This window comes from Streptomyces sp. NPDC127197 (genome assembly GCF_042672405.1).
Classification (GTDB): Bacteria; Actinomycetota; Actinomycetes; order Streptomycetales; family Streptomycetaceae; genus Streptomyces; species Streptomyces flavusporus.
The window spans coordinates 336,036-353,032 of sequence record NZ_JBHXVG010000002.1; the positions used below are offsets into that span (position 1 = coordinate 336,036).

Annotated in this window: 15 protein-coding genes; 4 read left to right on the forward strand and 11 right to left on the reverse strand. The window is 70.7% G+C overall.

What is annotated here, in order from left to right; genetic code table 11:
* Positions 1–47: 47 nt before the first annotated feature.
* On the reverse strand, positions 48–2,384 hold the full coding sequence (locus ACFVJQ_RS04215) for a glycosyltransferase (protein WP_385780770.1): 2,337 nt from the start codon (positions 2,382–2,384) through the stop codon (positions 48–50).
* Positions 2,381–3,886, reverse strand: a complete 1,506-nt coding sequence (locus tag ACFVJQ_RS04220) for a glycosyltransferase family 29 protein (protein WP_385512702.1) — start codon at positions 3,884–3,886, stop codon at positions 2,381–2,383. The genes ACFVJQ_RS04215 and ACFVJQ_RS04220 overlap by 4 nt, the downstream gene beginning before the upstream one ends.
* A 287-nt stretch (positions 3,887–4,173) precedes the next feature.
* Between ACFVJQ_RS04220 and ACFVJQ_RS04225 the strand changes: the two genes are divergently transcribed.
* Entirely contained in the window at positions 4,174–5,340 is a 1,167-nt protein-coding gene (locus ACFVJQ_RS04225) for an acyltransferase family protein (RefSeq protein ID WP_385780773.1), read from the forward strand.
* A 7-nt stretch (positions 5,341–5,347) separates the two neighbouring features.
* Here the strand turns inward: ACFVJQ_RS04225 and ACFVJQ_RS04230 are convergent, their stop codons facing one another.
* Positions 5,348–6,076, reverse strand: a complete 729-nt coding sequence (locus ACFVJQ_RS04230; protein WP_385780776.1) for a TetR/AcrR family transcriptional regulator C-terminal domain-containing protein — start codon at positions 6,074–6,076, stop codon at positions 5,348–5,350.
* A gap of 35 nt (positions 6,077–6,111) precedes the next feature.
* On the opposite strand from ACFVJQ_RS04230, the gene ACFVJQ_RS04235 reads away from it, so the two are divergent.
* Entirely contained in the window at positions 6,112–7,542 is a 1,431-nt protein-coding gene (locus ACFVJQ_RS04235) for an FAD-dependent oxidoreductase (RefSeq protein ID WP_385780779.1), read from the forward strand.
* A 164-nt stretch (positions 7,543–7,706) separates the two neighbouring features.
* On the forward strand, positions 7,707–8,663 hold the full coding sequence (locus ACFVJQ_RS04240) for a class I SAM-dependent methyltransferase (RefSeq protein ID WP_385780781.1): 957 nt from the start codon (positions 7,707–7,709) through the stop codon (positions 8,661–8,663).
* A gap of 271 nt (positions 8,664–8,934) precedes the next feature.
* Here the strand turns inward: ACFVJQ_RS04240 and leuE are convergent, their stop codons facing one another.
* From leuE to ACFVJQ_RS04260, 4 genes are all read right to left on the reverse strand, one after another.
* Positions 8,935–9,582 (reverse strand): leucine efflux protein LeuE, encoded by a 648-nt coding sequence (gene leuE / locus ACFVJQ_RS04245; protein WP_385512698.1) that lies wholly within the window; start codon positions 9,580–9,582, stop codon positions 8,935–8,937.
* 46 nt (positions 9,583–9,628) lie between these two features.
* Positions 9,629–9,880: a type II toxin-antitoxin system RelE/ParE family toxin gene (locus tag ACFVJQ_RS04250; protein ID WP_385780784.1), complete on the reverse strand. Its 252-nt coding sequence runs from the start codon at positions 9,878–9,880 to the stop codon at positions 9,629–9,631.
* Positions 9,877–10,149, reverse strand: a complete 273-nt coding sequence (locus ACFVJQ_RS04255) for a type II toxin-antitoxin system Phd/YefM family antitoxin (RefSeq protein ID WP_385512696.1) — start codon at positions 10,147–10,149, stop codon at positions 9,877–9,879. Before ACFVJQ_RS04255 ends, ACFVJQ_RS04250 begins: the two co-directional genes overlap by 4 nt.
* Positions 10,150–10,219: 70 nt before the next feature.
* The gene (locus ACFVJQ_RS04260; RefSeq protein WP_385512695.1) at positions 10,220–11,800 is read right to left on the reverse strand and encodes a methylmalonyl-CoA mutase; all 1,581 of its coding nucleotides are present in this window, start codon (positions 11,798–11,800) and stop codon (positions 10,220–10,222) included.
* 155 nt (positions 11,801–11,955) lie between these two features.
* On the opposite strand from ACFVJQ_RS04260, the gene ACFVJQ_RS04265 reads away from it, so the two are divergent.
* Positions 11,956–12,801, forward strand: coding sequence for a L,D-transpeptidase family protein (locus tag ACFVJQ_RS04265; RefSeq protein ID WP_385780787.1), 846 nt, complete (start codon positions 11,956–11,958; stop codon positions 12,799–12,801).
* Between the two features lie 200 nt (positions 12,802–13,001).
* On the opposite strand, the gene ACFVJQ_RS04270 is transcribed toward ACFVJQ_RS04265, so the two are convergent.
* The 4 genes from ACFVJQ_RS04270 to ACFVJQ_RS04285 all read right to left on the reverse strand — a co-directional run bounded on the left by ACFVJQ_RS04270 (position 13,002) and on the right by ACFVJQ_RS04285 (position 16,893).
* A complete protein-coding gene (locus tag ACFVJQ_RS04270) occupies positions 13,002–14,066 on the reverse strand; it encodes a hypothetical protein (protein ID WP_385512693.1) in 1,065 nt (354 codons plus the stop codon).
* Positions 14,066–14,737, reverse strand: coding sequence for an RNA polymerase sigma factor (locus tag ACFVJQ_RS04275; RefSeq protein WP_385512692.1), 672 nt, complete (start codon positions 14,735–14,737; stop codon positions 14,066–14,068). Before ACFVJQ_RS04275 ends, ACFVJQ_RS04270 begins: the two co-directional genes overlap by 1 nt.
* A 393-nt stretch (positions 14,738–15,130) precedes the next feature.
* Entirely contained in the window at positions 15,131–15,895 is a 765-nt protein-coding gene (locus ACFVJQ_RS04280; RefSeq protein WP_385512691.1) for a hypothetical protein, read from the reverse strand.
* A gap of 380 nt (positions 15,896–16,275) precedes the next feature.
* Positions 16,276–16,893 (reverse strand): RNA polymerase sigma factor, encoded by a 618-nt coding sequence (locus tag ACFVJQ_RS04285; protein WP_385512690.1) that lies wholly within the window; start codon positions 16,891–16,893, stop codon positions 16,276–16,278.
* Positions 16,894–16,997: the final 104 nt, after the last annotated feature.

Below are 16,997 nucleotides of genomic sequence, written 5' to 3' on the forward strand. Positions count from 1 at the left end.
CCGCCCGGCCGGGACGCGTGTCCCGGCCGGGCGGCCCTTGTCGTGTGTCAGCCGCCCAGGACGGTGCGCAGCTCCGCTGCGTTCGCCTGGGTGATCTTCCACAGTTCCTGCTGCCGGCCGTGCACGTCGGCGACGGTCCGGTCGTGGTCGGCGAGCAGGTCGCGGGAGCGCTCCACCAGCACGTCGGCGAGGTTGCGGTCGTGCACGGAGACACCCCACTCGGGGCGCTCGATGTCCCGCAGGAAGTACGCCATCTTCGGGTGCGAGATCAGGCTGATGATGGGCGTGCCGCAGCCGAACGGGATCATGCCCGCGTGGCCACGCATGCCGATGACCAGCCTGGTCCTGGCGTACAGGTCGCGGATCTCGTCGTTCTCGAAGTCGTACATCGGAATGACGGGCATCGAGACGCCGTGCTCGCGGCGCAGGTCGAAGGCGAGCTTCTCGTCGTCGAGCGAGTGCGCCACGCACTGCACCTCGCCGAGGTTGCCGAGCTCCCTGACCGCCTTGGCCATCTGGGCCAGGAAGTAGCCGTAGTCGTGGCCGAAGCGGAGCCCCGCGCGGTCGTAGGCGGCGTTGATGAGGATGGTGTCGTCGCGCGTCGCCGGGTCCTGCCAGTTCGCGACGAGCTGGCGGGTGACCGTGGTCGGGCAGGGCTGGAAGCGCACCTTGTCGTGCAGGTGGGCCGGGAGCATGGCCCGTACCTTCTCGATCGAGCCGTGGTTGCGCAGCCCGAAGAAGGCGGACTTCTCGACGAGCAGGCGCAGCGACTCCCGGAACCGCTGGGCGCGGTAGGACTGTCCGTCGAAGGCGTTGAAGCCGACGGCGTACACCGCGATCGGCACGTCGATGCGCTTCAGCAGCTCGTCCGGAACGTTCCACTGCCAGGCGCTGTTGCCGTTGGGCATGGTGTCCGGGATGAACAGGCCGCCGCCGCCGATGACCAGTCCGCGGCGGGCGTTGACGCGCTCCAGGGCCGCCTCGTCGAACAGGCGGTGGGCGTGCACCGAGTGCCAGCGGCGGCTGGTGGTGTCGGGGTCGAAGCCGAGGCGCACGCTCTCCGGGAGCAGCTTGTCGCCCGCGTTGCCCTGCCGGTCCATGTAGAAGGCGACGTGCGCGAGCTGCTCGGCGGGGCTGCCGGACTGCTGGGCGGGGACGCCGAGGGTGCGCTGCTGCCAGATGCGGCTGGCCCGGTGCGTGGGGTCGACGGTGAGGCCCTGGACGGCGTACTTCTGCGCGGTGGCGTCGTCGCCGTGCACCCAGGAGATCTGGGCGAGGCGGGCGAAGGCGGTCGCGGCGCGGTTGGGTGCGGCGGTGGCCAGCAGCAGCTGGGCCCTGGCCTCCTCGTAGCGGGAGACGCTCATCAGGGCGTGGCCGTAGACCTCGTGCGGCCAGGCCTCGTCGATGGGGAGGTGGACGCGCTCCATGATGTCGACGGCGGCCTGGTAGTCACCCTTGGCGATGTGCGCGTGGGCGACGCGGCGGGCGGTGTCGACATGGCCGGTGCGCTCGACGTGCGGGGTGCCGAAGTGCACCAGCAGGTCGTGGTGCATGGTGCCGCCGCCGGTGAGGTAGGCGGCCTGCAGCTCGGCGTCGCTCAGGTCGAACTCGCGCCAGCGCTCCTGCGCCTGCTCGTAGCCGGCCTCGCCGCCCTGCCAGGGCTTGTGGCGGCCGGTGAAGTGCAGGATGGCCGTGTCGTCGGGGACGGGGAGGTCGCCGGACAGCCGCCGCTTCACGAAGTTGTACTTCGCGTCGAGGCGGACGAAGTCGCCGTCGAGGACGGCGTTGAGGATGCCCTGGTCGTGCTTGTCGAGCTCGTAGGAGCCGCTGCGGCCGACCTGGTCGATCTTCGCGTAGAACTCGTCGCTCAGATACTCCTTCTGAATGACGAGCAGGCCGCTGTTGAGCTTGTGCTGGCCGTAGAAGAACTGCGGTACGGCGGCGAGTCCCTCGCGCAGCGAGAGGAGTTCGGAGATCGAACCGAGGACGACCATGTCGGTGTCCAGGGTGATCACGGTGTCGTAGTCGCGGATCTTGAAGACGTCGAGGATGAAGTACGCCTTGCGGACCAGGTAGTTGTCCTGGTCGCCCTTGGCGTAGGAGTCGTAGTGGTCGGCGTCGACGCGACGGAAGCTCACGCGCGGGTGCAGGGCGCGGATGCGGGCCACGGAGGACGGCTTGAGGTCGTCGTGCAGGACGATGAAGTCCTCGCACACGCCCGGGTTGGACAGGGCGAGGGAGCGCAGCAGGGCGAGGAAACCGGGCAGGTAGTTCTCGTCCACGAAGCTGGCGAAGGCGATACGGCGCTTGCCGGTCAGCGCGCGGGCATCGGTGGCCGGGGCCGCGGTGCGGGCCTCGGCGGCGGATATGTGGGTCGCGGTCATCTCAGGGAAATCCTCATGCCGGAGACGCTCTGGGCCCGTTCCATGACCCACGCCTTCTCGCTGGTGTATTCGTGAACGGAGGTGATGGGCATCTTCATCGCTGCGTCGATGCGGTAGGCACCGCTCTCGTAGAAGTCGAAGCCGATCAGGTCGAGGGTCGGGCTGACGTCGAGGAAGTCGAGCAGCCAGAGCATGTTGAAGCCGGAGGTCGGGATGGCGGGCCACACGTCGGTGCCCAGCTTGCCGATGTTGCGCACGGGCCAGCGCAGCGACTCGTCGCCCAGGTACTTCTGTGCGCCGGGCACCAGGCGGTTGCGCAGGGACCACTTCCAGTCGCCGGAGATGCCGCCGAAGATCAGGCGGGTGTCGACCGGCTGGTCCCAGTTGAAGCCGTGCTTGTGGATGGAGACGTGGATGTCGGTCCGCTTGCCGGTGTGCACCGCGTCGATCTTGTACGAGTTGAAGCGCACGACCAGGTCGTAGGCGTCGATCTCGGCGCCCATCGCACTTTCGCCGACCTTGCCGGAGTTGGCGATGAGGCAGATGGACTTGCCGGCGATCCTGTTGCGGAACTCGCCGAGGCTGATCCACTGCAGGCCGCCGAACAGCGGGTCGGACAGCGGGCCGCGCATCCGGTTGCGGCGCTGCTCGGCGAACAGGGCGATCGCCTCGGTGAGTTCGGGGGTGGGCCGCTGGTGGATGCCGGTGCACAGGTCCAGGTAGTGACTGAGCGCCTCCTGGAACTCCTGTTCAGGAGCCTCCGCGCGGTCCATGGCCAGCAGCGCTCCCACGAGGCGGGCCTGGGCGGCGTCCCAGTCGCCGGCGGAGTGCGCCTCGAGACCGTCGGCCCACACGTCGGTCGCCGGGCCTGCGGCGAAGGCGGCGGCGTCCGGGACGGTCCGCTGGAGCAGGGCGAGCAGCTCGCCGCGCCGCTCCTGCGCGGTGCGCAGGCCGGCCACCTTGGCGCGGACGCCGAAGCCGTCCTCCTGAGTGAGGCTCAGGTAGCGGTCGAAGGCCTCGACGGCGGCGGCCGGGCGGCCCATCGCCTCGAGCAGCCGGCCGCGCAGCCGCCAGCCGGCGCGGGAGTTCTTGCGCTGCGTCAGCACGGTGTCGTTGATGAGCAGGGCGAGGTTCAGCTCGTCGTCGTAGCCGCAGTCCAGGGCCTTGTTGCCGACGGCGAGGAGTGCGTCGAGGAGTTCGTTGCTCAGCCCGCTACCGCTGACGGCCTTGGCGCCACGCCGGATCAGGCTGCCGGCCCCCGTCGCGGCCGGCTGGGGCTGCTCCTGTGCGGCCCACAGGGCGAGCAGCTCGCGCAGCTTCTCGGCCAGCGCTGTTCGGCGCCGGTCGAGGCTGCCCACGAGCTTGCCGCTGTGGACGGCGCAGGCACGCAGGCAGTCCTCCAGCTCGGCCGGGTTCACCTGTGCGGTCGGCGGCCCGGCGTCAGTGGCCGCCGATGCCGGGTCCCCTGTTCGGGAACGGGACCATCTGCTGCGAACCGTCATGGTGCTCCTGCTCTGGATATGACGAAGCAGGCAAGGATCTGCCTGGGTAAACGTGGTGGATTGGAGAACAGTAAGAAACCAATACGACGACAAGGTGAACCGCTCGGGACCGGTGGGCAAATCGTGTTTCCGTCGAACGGAATTCCGTCGAACGACGTTTAGGGTGGCGGGCGGCGTCAAAGGGCGTTGACAGACACCTCCGGGGGTTATGACTGATACGGGTGCATTGGGCAGGATGGGCGCCCGAACAGGCCTGCGGACAAACGAGGTAGCCGAGGTATACGAGCGTGACCGAGACGGTCGTCAGCACAGCGAAGCCCCGACCCGCTGCTCCCGCGCCGGAGAGACCGCGGGAGGCCGCGAGCGGCCGACCACGGACGAGAAGCTCCGGAGGGCGGCTGCGCGCCCTGGACGGGCTGCGGCTGCTGGCCGCGCTGATGGTCGCGCTCTATCACTACGGCGGCCGGGGCGGTGAGGTCACCCATGCGTGGGGATCGTCGCCGAAGGTCCAGTTCCCGACGCTGCACTCGTGGTTCGCCTACGGCTGTCTCGGTGTCCAGATCTTTTTCGTGATCAGCGGCTTCGTGATCTGCATGAGCGGCTGGGGCCGCCCGCTGCGGTCGTTCTTCGCCTCCCGGGTCGCGCGGCTGATGCCCTCGTACTGGGTGGCGGTCGTCCTGGTGACGGCCGTGTTCGCCCTGCCGGGGGTGGCGTACGAGGCGGTGACGCCGAGTGACGCGCTGGTGAATCTGACGCTGCTCCAGCAGCCGCTGGGCGCGGAGCGCGTGCTGGGCGTGTGCTGGACGCTGTGGGTGGAGATCCGCTTCTACGCGCTGTTCGCCGTGTGCATCGTGCTGCCGGGCGCGAACCGCCGGCGCGTGGTGCTCCTGTGTGCCGTGTGGACCCTGCTCGCCGCCATCACCAAGGCCGCCGACCAGCCGTTCCTCGACCTGGTCGTGATGCCGGAGTACGCGCCGTTCTTCATCGGCGGCATGGGCATCTACCTGGTGTACCGCAACCGGCGGGACGTCACCGCGTGGGGCATCGTGGCGGTGAGCTGGCTGATCGGGCAGCACGAGGCGGTGGACAGCCTCTGGCACAGCCCCTACCCGGACCAGTTCTCCTACCGTTCCGCCTCAGTCATCATCCTGATCGTCACCTTCGGCTTCGTCGCGGTCCTGGCCGTCGCGCTGGGCTGGCTGAGCTGGGCCGACTGGCCCTGGCTGACGGTCGCGGGCGCCCTGACGTACCCCTTCTACCTGGTCCACGAGCACCTGGGCTGGCCGGTCATCGAGGTCCTCCACCGGGACTTCGCCCTGACGTCCTGGGCGACCCTGGCCACCACGCTGGCGATCATGCTGACCCTGGCATGGCTTTTCAACCGGTATGTGGAGAAGTGGGCGACGCCGTTGCTGCGGCGGTCACTGACCCAGGTCCAGGTGCCGAAGGTCTGACGCTGTCTCAGTCGGGTGTCGCGGGGGTCCGCAGGGTCGCCGCGATGCCCTCGATCACCGCCCGGAGGCCGGTCTCGAAGCCCCGGTCGCGGTCCTGGAACATCTCGAGGCCGGCCGCCGCGGCCAACGGGTGCGCGGCCAGGCGTTCGGCACGGGCGTCGAGGTCGTAGCCCTCGGCACCCGCGGCCGGGTCCGGGCCCATGGCCTGTTCCTCGATGGCGTACCCGATGGTGTAGCTGTAGGCCGTGAACCAGGCCCGGGCTGCGTGGCCTGGGGTGAACCCGGCCTGCGTCAGCATCCGCAGGTTGGCCTCCATGGGCTCCGCGTAGGACAGGTCCGTGAAGTGGGTGCCGGCGTAGACCTTGGCGCCGTCGCGGTAGCGCAGCAGATGCGCCCGCAGGCCGCTCATCCGCCGGAAGAACAACTCCCGCCAGTCCTCGTGCGGCACCTCCGGCTCCTCCATGAGGTCGGCGCTCATGCGCCGCATCATCTCCGTGGCCATCTCGTCGAGAAGCGCCTGCTTGTCCTTGAAGTGCCAGTACAGGGCGGGCGCCTTGACGTCCAGCTCCCTGGCGATGGCGCGCAGGGTCAGGCCCTCCAGACCGACCTCATTGAGGAGCCGCAGGGCGGTGTCCGCGACGCGTCGCCGGTCCAGCGGTGCTCGTCGTTCCGTGTTGCTCACGCCCGTCAACCTATCCCGCGCTTGACAACTTAACAACGTTAAGGGCACGCTCATGGACGTCACTACTTAACAACGTTAAGGAGATGGGTATGGCTGTGCACACCGACGTACTGATCGTGGGCGCGGGCCCGACCGGCCTCGCCCTCGGCATCGACTTGGCCCGGCGCGGTGTGCGGGCGCTGGTCGTGGAGCGGGCCGACGGGCTGTTCCCGGGCTCGCGGGGCAAAGGCATCCAGCCCCGCACGATGGAGGTGTTCGACGACCTCGGCGTGGTCGACGCGATCCTCGCGGCGGGCGGCGGCTACCCGGTCGGCATGATCTGGCAGAACGGTGAGCGGATCGGCGAGCACCGGATGATCGACCCGGCCGACACCACCGAGGACTCGCCCTACGCCGAGCCGTGGATGGTGCCGCAGTGGCACACGCAGGAGATCCTCCACGCCCGGCTGGAGGAGCTGGGCGGGCGGGTGTCCTTCGGCCGCGAGGCCGTCGGCGTCCAGCAGGACGCGGACGGCGTGACCGTGCGTTTCACCTCCGGCGAGGACGTGCGCGCCCGATACGCGGTCGCCTGCGACGGCGGCCGCTCGGCGCTGCGCCGCGCGCTCGGTATCGGCATGACCGGCGAGAACGTCGATCCGGCCCCGATGCTCGTGGCGGACGTGCGGATCACCGGCCTGGACCGCGACAACTGGCACATCTTCCCGCCGCGCGGGGAGGGCGAGGGCTTCCTCGCCGTCTGCCCCCTCGCCGGCACGGAGGACTTCCAGGTGGTGGCCCAGTTCCCGGAGGGCGCCACGCCCGACCCGTCGCTCGACGGGGTGCGCAAGCTGGTCGCGGCGCGGTCGCATCTGACCCCCGAGGACGTCACCGAGGTGCGGTGGGCCTCCGACTTCCGGCCGCGTACGGCGCTGGCGGACCGGTTCCGGGACGGCCGGGTGTTTCTCGCCGGGGACGCGGCCCACGTGCACTCGCCGGCCGGCGGGCAGGGCCTGAACACCAGCGTCCAGGACGCCTACAACCTGGGCTGGAAGCTGGGCGCGGTACTGCGCGCGGGCGCCCCGGCGGGTTTGCTGGACACCTACGAGGAGGAGCGCCACCCGATCGCCGCCGACATGCTCGGACTGTCGACCCGCGTGCACCGCGGCGAGACCCGACGCGGCGCGGCGACCCGCCAACTCGGCCTCGGCTACCGCGACTCCTCGCTCACCGAGGAGACCCGTACGGACGTCGGCGCCGGGATCCGCGCGGGTGACCGCGCGCCGGACGGGATCACGGAAGGCGGGCGACTGTTCGACTCCTTCCGTGGGCCGCACTGGACGCTGCTGACCGTGGGCGCGGAAGCGGACCTCCCGGCGCTCCCCGTCCCCACCGTCCGCATTCCGGCGCACAAGGCGCAGCAGGTGCACCAGGCCTACGGCACGGGCGTCTTCCTGGTCCGCCCCGACGGCTATGTGGGCTGGGCGGGTGAGACGGGCGTCGGACTGGTGGAGTACGCGGCCCGGACCGGGGCAGCCGGGTAGCCACGGGCCTCGGTTACTCGGTGGGCGGGCGCTGTCGGCGTACGGTACGTAGGGAATTGACCTGTTGTTCACCTGTCGACTGGTTTGGGCAGGTTGGCCCCCCGGGCAGGCGCTGGGGCAGTCCCTGACCGCACCATTCGCACGAGGAAGGGCGTTCTCCTTCCATGACCACTGCACATGAGGCACCCCCGCGACCCCGACGGCTCGACGATGTTCCAGGCTGGTTCCCCGTACTCGACCAGGTCCTCTTCGACTGGCTCCTGGACCGGCAGGAGGCCGCGGGAGTCCGCGGCGACCTGCTGGAAGTCGGGGTCTACATGGGCAAGAGCGCGATCTTCCTGGGGCGCCGCCTACAGCACGGCGAGCGGTACACGGTGTGCGACCTCTTCGAGGGCGACGCACCGGACGACGCCAACCGCGCCGAGTCGACGAAGTCGTACAGCGCACTCACCCGCCAGGCCTTCGAGACCAACTACCTCTCCTTCCATGACGAACTGCCCCGCATCCTGCAGGGCCCCAGCTCGATGGTGCCCTCGGAGGTCGAGCCCGGCTCGTGCCGGTTCGTCCATATCGACGGCTCGCATCTCTACGAGCATGTGTACGACGACATCGGCGCCGCGTGTGATGTCCTGTTGCCCGACGGGATCGTCGTCCTGGACGACTTCCGCTCCGAGCACACGCCCGGCGTCTCCGTCGCCGTGTGGGAGGCCGTGCTCACGCGCGGGCTGCGGCCCATCTGTCTGAGCACGCAGAAGCTGTACGGCACCTGGGGCGATCCCGGGCCTGTGCAGGAGGAGTTGCTGACGATGGTGCGTGGCCGGGACGACTGCGCGCTCAGCGTGCAGCACGCGGCCGGACACCGTCTCGTCCGGCTGAAGTCCAGGGGCATGAAGGCTCCCGGCTTTCCGCTCTCCCGCCACGCGGACGAGCCCGAGCCCGAACTCGCCGTGGCCGAGCGGCCGGAGAAAGCGTCCGCAGCGGAGGCGACCCGGCCGGCCCGGCCGGCCCGGCACCGGCACCGGCGCAGCCGCACCCGCAGCCTCGCGGTCGACCTGCTGCCGCCCGTCCTGACCCGCGCCATCGTCAACGCCCGCGCCGCCAGACAGTCACCGCGACGCTGACGCGACGGCGGAGACCCTGCCAGGCGGGCGTCGGCCAGGCCGTCGTCCGCTCAGCGGGCCGGGCGAAGTCGCCTGCGGTTCGGCAGCGCCCTGAAGGGGCGCGGGGCTGTATCAATATGCGGCTCCGCCGCGATGGGGGTCCCCCCGCTCATGGGGGTCCCCCCGCGCGAGCGAAGCCGAGCGTGGGGGAGAAGCCGAGAGTGGAGGAGCGACCAGCCACGATGGCACCGCAGACGACCGACGGCACCTAGCTGCACCTCCAGCGAAGCGCCTACGCGCTCGCCAGGGACAGCTTCGCCGCGAAGCCGAGGAAGAGCACGCCCGCCGCCGAGGTCGCCCCCGCCGACAGGCGCCTGCGGCGGCGGAAGGCGGCGGCCAGCTTCGTGCCGCTGAATATGAGCGCGCTGAGGTAGAGGACGCTGGCGAGCTGGGCGAAGGTGCCGAGGACGACGAAGGACAGGGCGGGGTAGGCGTATCCCGGGTCGACGAACTGCACGAAGAAGGCGACGAAGAACAGGATCGCCTTGGGGTTGAACAGGCTGATGACCAGGGCACGGCGGTAGGGCCGCTCGTCGCCGACGGCGGCCGCGCTGTCGCCGGCGGACTGCTCCCGCCGGGTCCGCCACATCCCCCACGCGGCCCGCAGCATCCCTATCGCCAGCCAGGTCAGATATCCGGCACCGGCGTACTTCACGATGCCGAACAACACGGCGTTGGCCTGGAGAAGAGACGCCACTCCGGCAGCCGAGAGTGTCATCAACACGGTGTCACCGCACCAGACGCCGGCCGCGGCGGTGTATCCGGCCCGGACGCCTCGGCGGGCGGCCACGGAGAGGACGTACAGGGAGTTGGGGCCGGGCAGCAGGACGATCAGGACGAGTCCTGCGAGGTAGGTGGGCAGATCGATGACACCGAACATGAAAAGGAGTGTCGCATGCGGGTACGACACTCCTCTTCCGGATTCCTCAGGCGACCCGGCCCACCTTGATGACGTACACGGTGATGCTGACGTCGTCCGGTCGGTACAGCACACGCCAGGCCCCGACAGACATCCGGTAGTAGCCGGAACCGCCCAGGGCGCGCGCCTCCTCCGGCCTGGGAGAGTCCCCTAACGCTCGTACCGCCGCCGCACAGGCCTTGGCTCCCACGGGGTCGGCCTGGCGGAGACGGCGGAACTCCCCCATGGCCTGGTGCTCCCACACGACGGTGTAGCTCACCGTTCGGCCTGCCGATCCTCGGCCTCCAGCTGGGCCATGAACTCGTCATGTGTCATGGCCGGCCCGGCCGGAGCCGCCTCGCGGGCACGCGCCTCAGCGATGTCTGCCTGATCGCGAAGGCGCTCGAGCTCCTCCAGCTCCTCTATCGGGACCAGAGCTGCCGCAGGCTTGCCGTACTCGCTGATCAAGATGTGCTCGCCCCCGTGCCGGACCCGGCCGACGAGCTGCCCGAGCCGGTTGCGCGCTTCCACGAGCGGATATGTCTCCATACAAGAACTGTACACACCCGCAGCTGTGTACGGCTCACCGAAATGCCGGGCCTACGCCAGTCGTGGCCTCTCAGAACGCATCGCTGGGCACATAAGTCCCCCAAACCCCGCGCAGCGCGTTGCAGACCTCGCCGACGGTGGCGCGGGCGCACAGGGCGTCCTTCATCGGGTACAGGACGTTGTCCGTCCCCTCGGCCGCCTTCTTCAGTTCTGCGAGCGCCGAGTCCACCGCCGCCTGGTCGCGTTCGGCGCGCAGCTTCGCGAGCCGTTCCGCCTGCTGGGCCTCGATGGCCGGGTCCACGCGGAGTGGCTCGTACGGCTCCTCCTCGTCGAGCTGGAAGCGGTTGACGCCGACCACGACCCGCTCGCCCGCGTCCGTCTCCTGCGCGATCCGGTACGCGTTGCGTTCGATCTCGCCCTTCTGGAAGCCGCGCTCGATGGCCGCGACCGCGCCGCCCAGCTCCTCCACCTTGCCCATCAGCTCGACCGCCGCCGCCTCGACCTCGTCCGTCATCCGCTCGATGGCGTACGAGCCCGCGAAGGGGTCGACCGTCGCCGTCACGTCCGTCTCGTACGCCAGCACCTGCTGCGTCCGCAGAGCCAGCCGCGCGCTCTTGTCCGTCGGCAGCGCGATCGCCTCATCGAAGGAGTTGGTGTGCAGGGACTGGGTGCCGCCGAGCACCGCCGCGAGGGCCTGGACGGCGACGCGGACCAGGTTCACCTCCGGCTGTTGGGCCGTCAGCTGCACGCCCGCCGTCTGTGTGTGGAAGCGCAGCATCAGCGACTTGGGGTTCTTCGCGCCGAACTCGTCCCGCATCACCCGCGCCCAGATCCGGCGCGCGGCACGGAACTTGGCGACCTCCTCCAGGATCGTCGTACGCGCGACGAAGAAGAAGGACAGGCGGGGGGCGAAGTCGTCCACGTCCATGCCCGCCGCGACCGCCGTGCGCACGTACTCGATGCCGTCCGCCAGCGTGAACGCGATCTCCTGCGCGGGCGAGGCACCCGCCTCGGCCATGTGGTAGCCGGAGATCGAGATCGTGTTCCACTTGGGGATCTCGGCCTTGCAGTACTTGAAGATGTCCGCGATCAGGCGCAGGGAGGGCTTCGGCGGGAAGATGTACGTCCCGCGCGCGATGTACTCCTTCAGTACGTCGTTCTGGATCGTGCCGGTCAGCTGGTCCGCGCTGATCCCCTGCTCCTCCGCGACCAGCTGGTACAGCAGCAGAAGCAGCGCCGCCGGGGCGTTGATCGTCATCGACGTCGACACCTTGTCCAGCGGGATCCCGCCGAACAGCACCCGCATGTCGTCGATCGAGTCGATGGCCACCCCCACCTTGCCGACCTCGCCGTGCGCGAGGGGCGCGTCGGAGTCGTGGCCCATCTGGGTCGGCAGGTCGAAGGCGACGGACAGGCCGGCCGTGCCGTGGGCGATCAGGTCCCGGTAGCGGGCGTTGGACTCCGTCGCCGTACCGAAGCCCGCGTACTGACGCATCGTCCAGGGGCGGCCCGTGTACATCGTCGGGTACACGCCACGGGTGAAGGGATACGACCCCGGTTCGCCCAGCTTCTCGGCCGGGTCCCAGTTCTGCAGGGTGTCCGGCCCGTACACCGGCTCGATGGGCAGTCCGGACTCCGACTCGCGCGCCATGGTGTGCCTCCCGCCGAGCACCGACTCACTTCTTGTTCATAACGATGCCGCGCCGTTCGCAACCCGTCATGCGCGGGGAACATCTCAGGTGACGTCGGCGTCCTGGGGTGGGGCGGCCGTGAGACGACGGGGGGGCTGTCATGCGTACTGCGGGCATGGGGAGAGCGATAGCCGTGCTGGCGGCGCTGGTGACGGTGGGCGGCTGCACCGCGCAGGCGGTGGACGCGGACGGAAAGCCCCGCGGGCCGGTGCACATCGACATCACCGGCACCAGGCCGGCGACGCCCACCCCGTCCTCCCGGCCCACCGAAGACAAAGGCGAAGACCAGGACGACAGATCCAGCACCCCGTCCCCGCCCGCCGCGCCGCCGAAGGTCCTCTGGTCACCCGGTGACACGGGCCGGGACGTGCGTGAGCTGCAGGCGCGGCTGCGGCAGGTCGCCTGGCTGTTCGACGGGCCGACGGGGACGTACGACGACCTGACCGAGCAGGCCGTCCGGGGCTTCCAGGGAAAGCGCGGGCTGCCGCAGACAGGGGAGACCGACACGGTCACCTGGCAGCGGCTGCTGAAGATGACGCGTGAGCCGGGCCAGTGGGACCTGTATCTGATGGGCGGCCAGTCCGCCGACGCCCCGGATCCGCGCTGTCTGACCGGCCGGGTGCTGTGCATCAGCAAGTCGAGCCGCACCCTGCGCTGGATGATCGACGGGCGGACGGTCTCGACGATGCCGGTGCGTTTCGGGTCGTCGTACACCCCCACCCGGGAGGGCGAGTTCCAGGTCTACTGGAAGTCCCGGCACCACCATTCCACGCTGTACGACTCGCCCATGCCGTACGCCATGTTCTTCAGCGGCGGACAGGCCGTGCACTACTCGTCCGACTTCGCCGCCCGTGGATACGCCGGAGCCTCGCACGGATGCGTCAACGTGCGGGACGAGGCGGCGATCGCGAATCTGTTCGCCCAGGTACGCAACGGCGACAAGGTCGTCGTGCACTGGTGAGGCGAGGGAGGGTTTCGGGGCGCGGGCGGGACCGGGGGAACGTGTCCCGCCCGCGCCGAATGCACGAGCCGTAGGTACGGGGGGAACCCCGGCTCTGTGCGACGGCCGATGACCAGTCGGCTCATTCAGTACTGCGCCATCGCGGCCGAAAATGTCACACCCCGCGCGGCGAAAAGTTCAACGCGGAACGAAACCGCAGGTCAGAGGGCCGAACGCGACGGGCTGGGCGTCGGCTGCGGCGAGGTCGCCGGCTGCTCCGGGCGACTGGGCGCGAAGGCCGGCGGCGAGGACGACACGCCGTCCCGGTCGCCGGGGATGCCGGGGGCTATGTCGTCCTCGCCCTTGTCCTTGTCGTCGTCGTTGCCTTTGCCGTCGTCGCCTTCGCCGCCGTTGCCCTCGTCGTCCTTGTCGCCGCTCCCGGCGTCGTCATCGCCGTCGCTGCGGCCCTTGTCGACCTGGGTCCCGGCACCGCCGGCGTTCTTCAGGACGTCGTCGCAGTACTTCCCGACGCGCGACGAACCACCGGCCGCCCCCTCCAGGGTCCGCTTGCGGCCTAGGTCCAGGTCCTTGCCGTTGCGCACATCACGGCACGCCGAGGTGACCGCCTCCCACCAGCCGCCGGGCCGGCCGGCCGGGCTCTCGGCGCCGTCCCGCTCCTCGGCCGTGCTCTTGTCGGCCGGGGTGGACTCCTCGACGGCGGGGCCGCTCGTGGTGGCGTCGGGCGCGGGCGCGCCGGTCTCGCCGCCCTGCGCCGACGGAGGCGAGACGAGCGGGCGCTCCGGATCCGGCGGTTCGGCGGCCGAGACCGAGGCGGCCGGGCCGGGTTCGTCGTCGAAGGGCGTGGGCAGGACTCCGGTTCCGGCCGCGACAGCCACCCCGCCGACCATGCCGACGGCCAGCGCGGCGGCCAGCCCCAGACGCACGGGGCGGGCCCAGCGCGGGCCGCGAACAGCGGGCGTACGCCGGCGGGAGCGGCCGCCGATCCGCACGAGCCCGGCGTCGGAGGGGTGTGCATCGCCGGGCGCACCGAGGTCGGCGCGCTCACTGTCCCGGTCCGCCCGCGCCTTGCGGAAAGCGGCCAGCGCGGCGGCCTCACCGGGGAGTTCCTCGCTGGTCAGCGCGGGTCTCACGGACAGCGCACCCAGCGTTTCGGCCAGCCTTGCGGCCTGGTCCCCGGCGGCGGCGTCGACAGCGTCCAGTGGCTCTCCGCTCAGCAAACGCTCCGCCGTATCACGGTCCAGCCACTTGTACTGCTCGTCGGCCATCACATGTCCTTCTGCGTCCGCGCGCGCGTAGGCGTCACACTCGCGGACGTCACCGCGCGGTCGCGCGGTTCTCGCTGCGGCGGCAGGGCGTCGAGGACGCCGGCCGATTCCGGATCGGCTCCCGCCTCGCCGAGGAGCTCGGCAAGCCGCTTCAGACCTCGGTGCGCCGCGGTGCGTACGGCACCCGCGCGCTTGCCCAGCGTCTCGGCAGCGGTCTTCGCGTCCAGGCCCACCACCACGCGCAGGACGACGGCCTCGGCCTGGTCCTGCGGCAGCCGGGCGATGAGGGAGAGGGTCCGGTCGGTGGCCAGGGCCTCGATGGCCTCGCCCGCAGTGTCGGACTCGGCGGCCCGGCCGGTCAGTTCCGTCTCGTCGCCGCCTATCGCGGGGCGGCGTCCCCGCATGCGTATGTGATCCAGCGCACGGTTGCGGGCGATCCGGGCGGCCCACCCCCGGAACCGGTCGGCGTCCCCGCTGAACCGCTCCAGGTCCCGCGCTATCTGCAACCAGGCCTCGGACGCCACGTCCTCGGCGTCCGGGTCGCCGACCAGCGTCCGTACGTATCCGAGCAACCGTGGATGCACCGCGCGGTACACAGTCCGGAACGCGGTCTCGTCCCCGTCCTGTGCCGCAAGCACCGCGGCTGTCAGCTCCGCGTCGTCCCCCAGCACCGCGCCCCTCTTGCGCCTAAACCGGCGCCGCTCTCGCGGACCGGGTTCTCGCCGTCGTGGTTACTCGATTGATGGTTGCGGTTTCGAGGACCGCAGTGGTTGCGGTGGTCTTCCTTCCTCCGCCGTCTGGCGCGAAAGGCACGTTACGTCCTGAAACCGCTCCCAGTCCATGTCCGTAGAAGATGCAACTAACTCGTGACACGCCAGGGTGTGACAGAAAACGCACCCATGGCGCTGTAGAGAGTACGGGCCGCCGCGCGGCCCGTGCCGCGCGACGGCCGGGGCCTCTCCTGTGGGGGGTGGCGGCCCCGGCCGTTGCCTCGGCGCAGGGCCTGCGCCGCCTGGCGAGTGGAGGTACCGGAGCGCGCGAGGTCAGGGCTCTTTCCCTGTGGGTCAGTTCTTCTTCCCGTTCTCGGTGGCCTTGTCGGCCTGGTCGCCGCCCGCGCCACTGTTCACGTTGCCCGCGCGGCTCTCCCCATTGTCGGCACGGTTGTCGTCGGCACCGTTCGTCGCGCCCGCCGCTCCGCCGCCCGGCGTGGCCGCCTGGCTCGGCCTGCTCGTGGCCGCCGCCCGCGCCGGCTGCTCGGCGCAGTACTCGGCCACCTTGTCCTCGCCGCCCGCCGCCGTGACGAGCCGCTGCCAGGCCGTCGAGTCCAGCGCGTTACCGCGGTCCTTGACCTGGTCGTAGGCGCGGCACTGGGCCTCGGTGTCCTGGGCGGTGGACGGGTGGTCGGGCTTCCCGGAGGCGGCGTCGGACGCCGCGGAGGAGCGCTCGGCGGCCGGCAGGTCGGAGGTGCTGGTCGACCGGGTCGGCCTGCCCCGGTCGGCGGCAGGGCCGTCCGACGAGTCGGACGAGCCGATCGTGGCGACCGCTACGCCGCCCAGCGTGAGACTCGCAATGAACAGGGAGAGCGTGGTCTTCACCGAGAGCGCCAGCCGCCGTTGCTTGCGGGGCCGCCAGTCGTCCCGGCGCCGGGTGCGCGCTCGGTGTGCCCCCGCGTCCCGCGCGGCCTGGAACGCGGCCACGGCACGCTGCTCGCCCTCGGCGTCCACGTGGTGCCCGCGCAGCATGACGGCGGAGAGCAGCGCCTCCAGCTCGGCGTCGTCGAGTGCCACGGCCGGGCCGGACGCGTGACCGGACGTGTGGCCGGAGGCCATGCCGTCAGGGTGCACACGCCGACGGCCGGGGGACCCACCGCCGCTCTGCTGTTCACCCATGTCCGCTTCCCGTCTCTGTCCGACCTGTTCAAGTCATGTGTGGCCTGTGGACTCTTGTGACTCACACGCCTGTGGGGCCGGTATGGCCCCCTGGCCCACGTGGTCTCTGTGACCATGTGCGCCATGTGTCCTATGTGGCAGCTGTGACTCGCGGCTTCCGTAGAGCCTGTAAGGCGCCCACGAGAGCCTGTACGGCGCGCACGCCCGTACGACTCACGCGCCCGTCCGCCGACCGGCCACCGGCGCCCTTCCTGGAGCCGCCGCACCCGACCGGCCTGCCTCGCCGATGCGCCGCCTTGGCCGCCGCCGTCACTCACTGTTCATTTCGATTCCCCCAGCGTCTGGGGGCCGCCATCCGTCACACCTTCGACGCCCAGCTGCTTGGCCAGGCGCTTCAGCCCCCGGTACGCGGCCGTCCGCACCGCGCCCGGGCGCTTGCCGAGGACGCGGGCCGCGGCCGGGGCGTCGAGGCCGACCACCACCCGCAGCAGCACGGCCTCAGCCTGGTCCCGCGGCAGCCCGCGGACCAGCTCCACGGCGTGCTCCGTGGAGATCGACTCCAGCGCCTGGTCGTGCGTGCTGTGCGGACCGGCCAGGTCCAGTACGTCCTGTTCCAGCGCCGACGACCGGGGCCGCACCTTCTGCCGGCGCAGATGGTCCAGCGCCCGGTGCCGGGCGATGGTGGCGCTCCAGCCCCGGAACCCGGCTCCGTCACCCTTGAACCGGCCCAGGTCCCGGGCGATCTCCAGCCAGGCCTCGGACGCCACGTCCTCCGCGTCGTCCCCGACCAGCCCGCGCAGGTACCCGAGCAGTCCTGGCTGCACCAGCCGGTACGCGACCGCGAAGGCGGCCTCGTCGCCTTCCTGGGCCCGCGCGACGGCCGCGCCCAATTCCCCGTCGTGCGCGTGCACGCGGCGGGGTTCCCCTCCTCGGCCCAAGAACTGTCCTCGTCCGTACTGGTTCGTGGCGAATCCGTGCCCCGGGGTACGGCCGCACTTTGCCCACCTACCCCCACGGTCAACAGCGCCCGGCCTCACAGAAG

Coding starts and splice junctions, on each gene's coding strand:
- ACFVJQ_RS04215 (WP_385780770.1), bottom strand. CDS start 2,384: ATGACCGCGACCCACATATCCGCCGCCGAGGCCCGCACCGCGGCCCCG.
- ACFVJQ_RS04220 (WP_385512702.1), bottom strand. CDS start 3,886: ATGACGGTTCGCAGCAGATGGTCCCGTTCCCGAACAGGGGACCCGGCA.
- ACFVJQ_RS04230 (WP_385780776.1), bottom strand. CDS start 6,076: ATGAGCGTGCCCTTAACGTTGTTAAGTTGTCAAGCGCGGGATAGGTTG.
- ACFVJQ_RS04235 (WP_385780779.1), top strand. CDS start 6,112: ATGGCTGTGCACACCGACGTACTGATCGTGGGCGCGGGCCCGACCGGC.
- ACFVJQ_RS04240 (WP_385780781.1), top strand. CDS start 7,707: ATGACCACTGCACATGAGGCACCCCCGCGACCCCGACGGCTCGACGAT.
- leuE (WP_385512698.1), bottom strand. CDS start 9,582: ATGTTCGGTGTCATCGATCTGCCCACCTACCTCGCAGGACTCGTCCTG.
- ACFVJQ_RS04255 (WP_385512696.1), bottom strand. CDS start 10,149: ATGGAGACATATCCGCTCGTGGAAGCGCGCAACCGGCTCGGGCAGCTC.
- ACFVJQ_RS04260 (WP_385512695.1), bottom strand. CDS start 11,800: ATGGCGCGCGAGTCGGAGTCCGGACTGCCCATCGAGCCGGTGTACGGG.
- ACFVJQ_RS04265 (WP_385780787.1), top strand. CDS start 11,956: ATGGGGAGAGCGATAGCCGTGCTGGCGGCGCTGGTGACGGTGGGCGGC.
- ACFVJQ_RS04270 (WP_385512693.1), bottom strand. CDS start 14,066: ATGGCCGACGAGCAGTACAAGTGGCTGGACCGTGATACGGCGGAGCGT.
- ACFVJQ_RS04280 (WP_385512691.1), bottom strand. CDS start 15,895: ATGGCCTCCGGCCACACGTCCGGTCACGCGTCCGGCCCGGCCGTGGCA.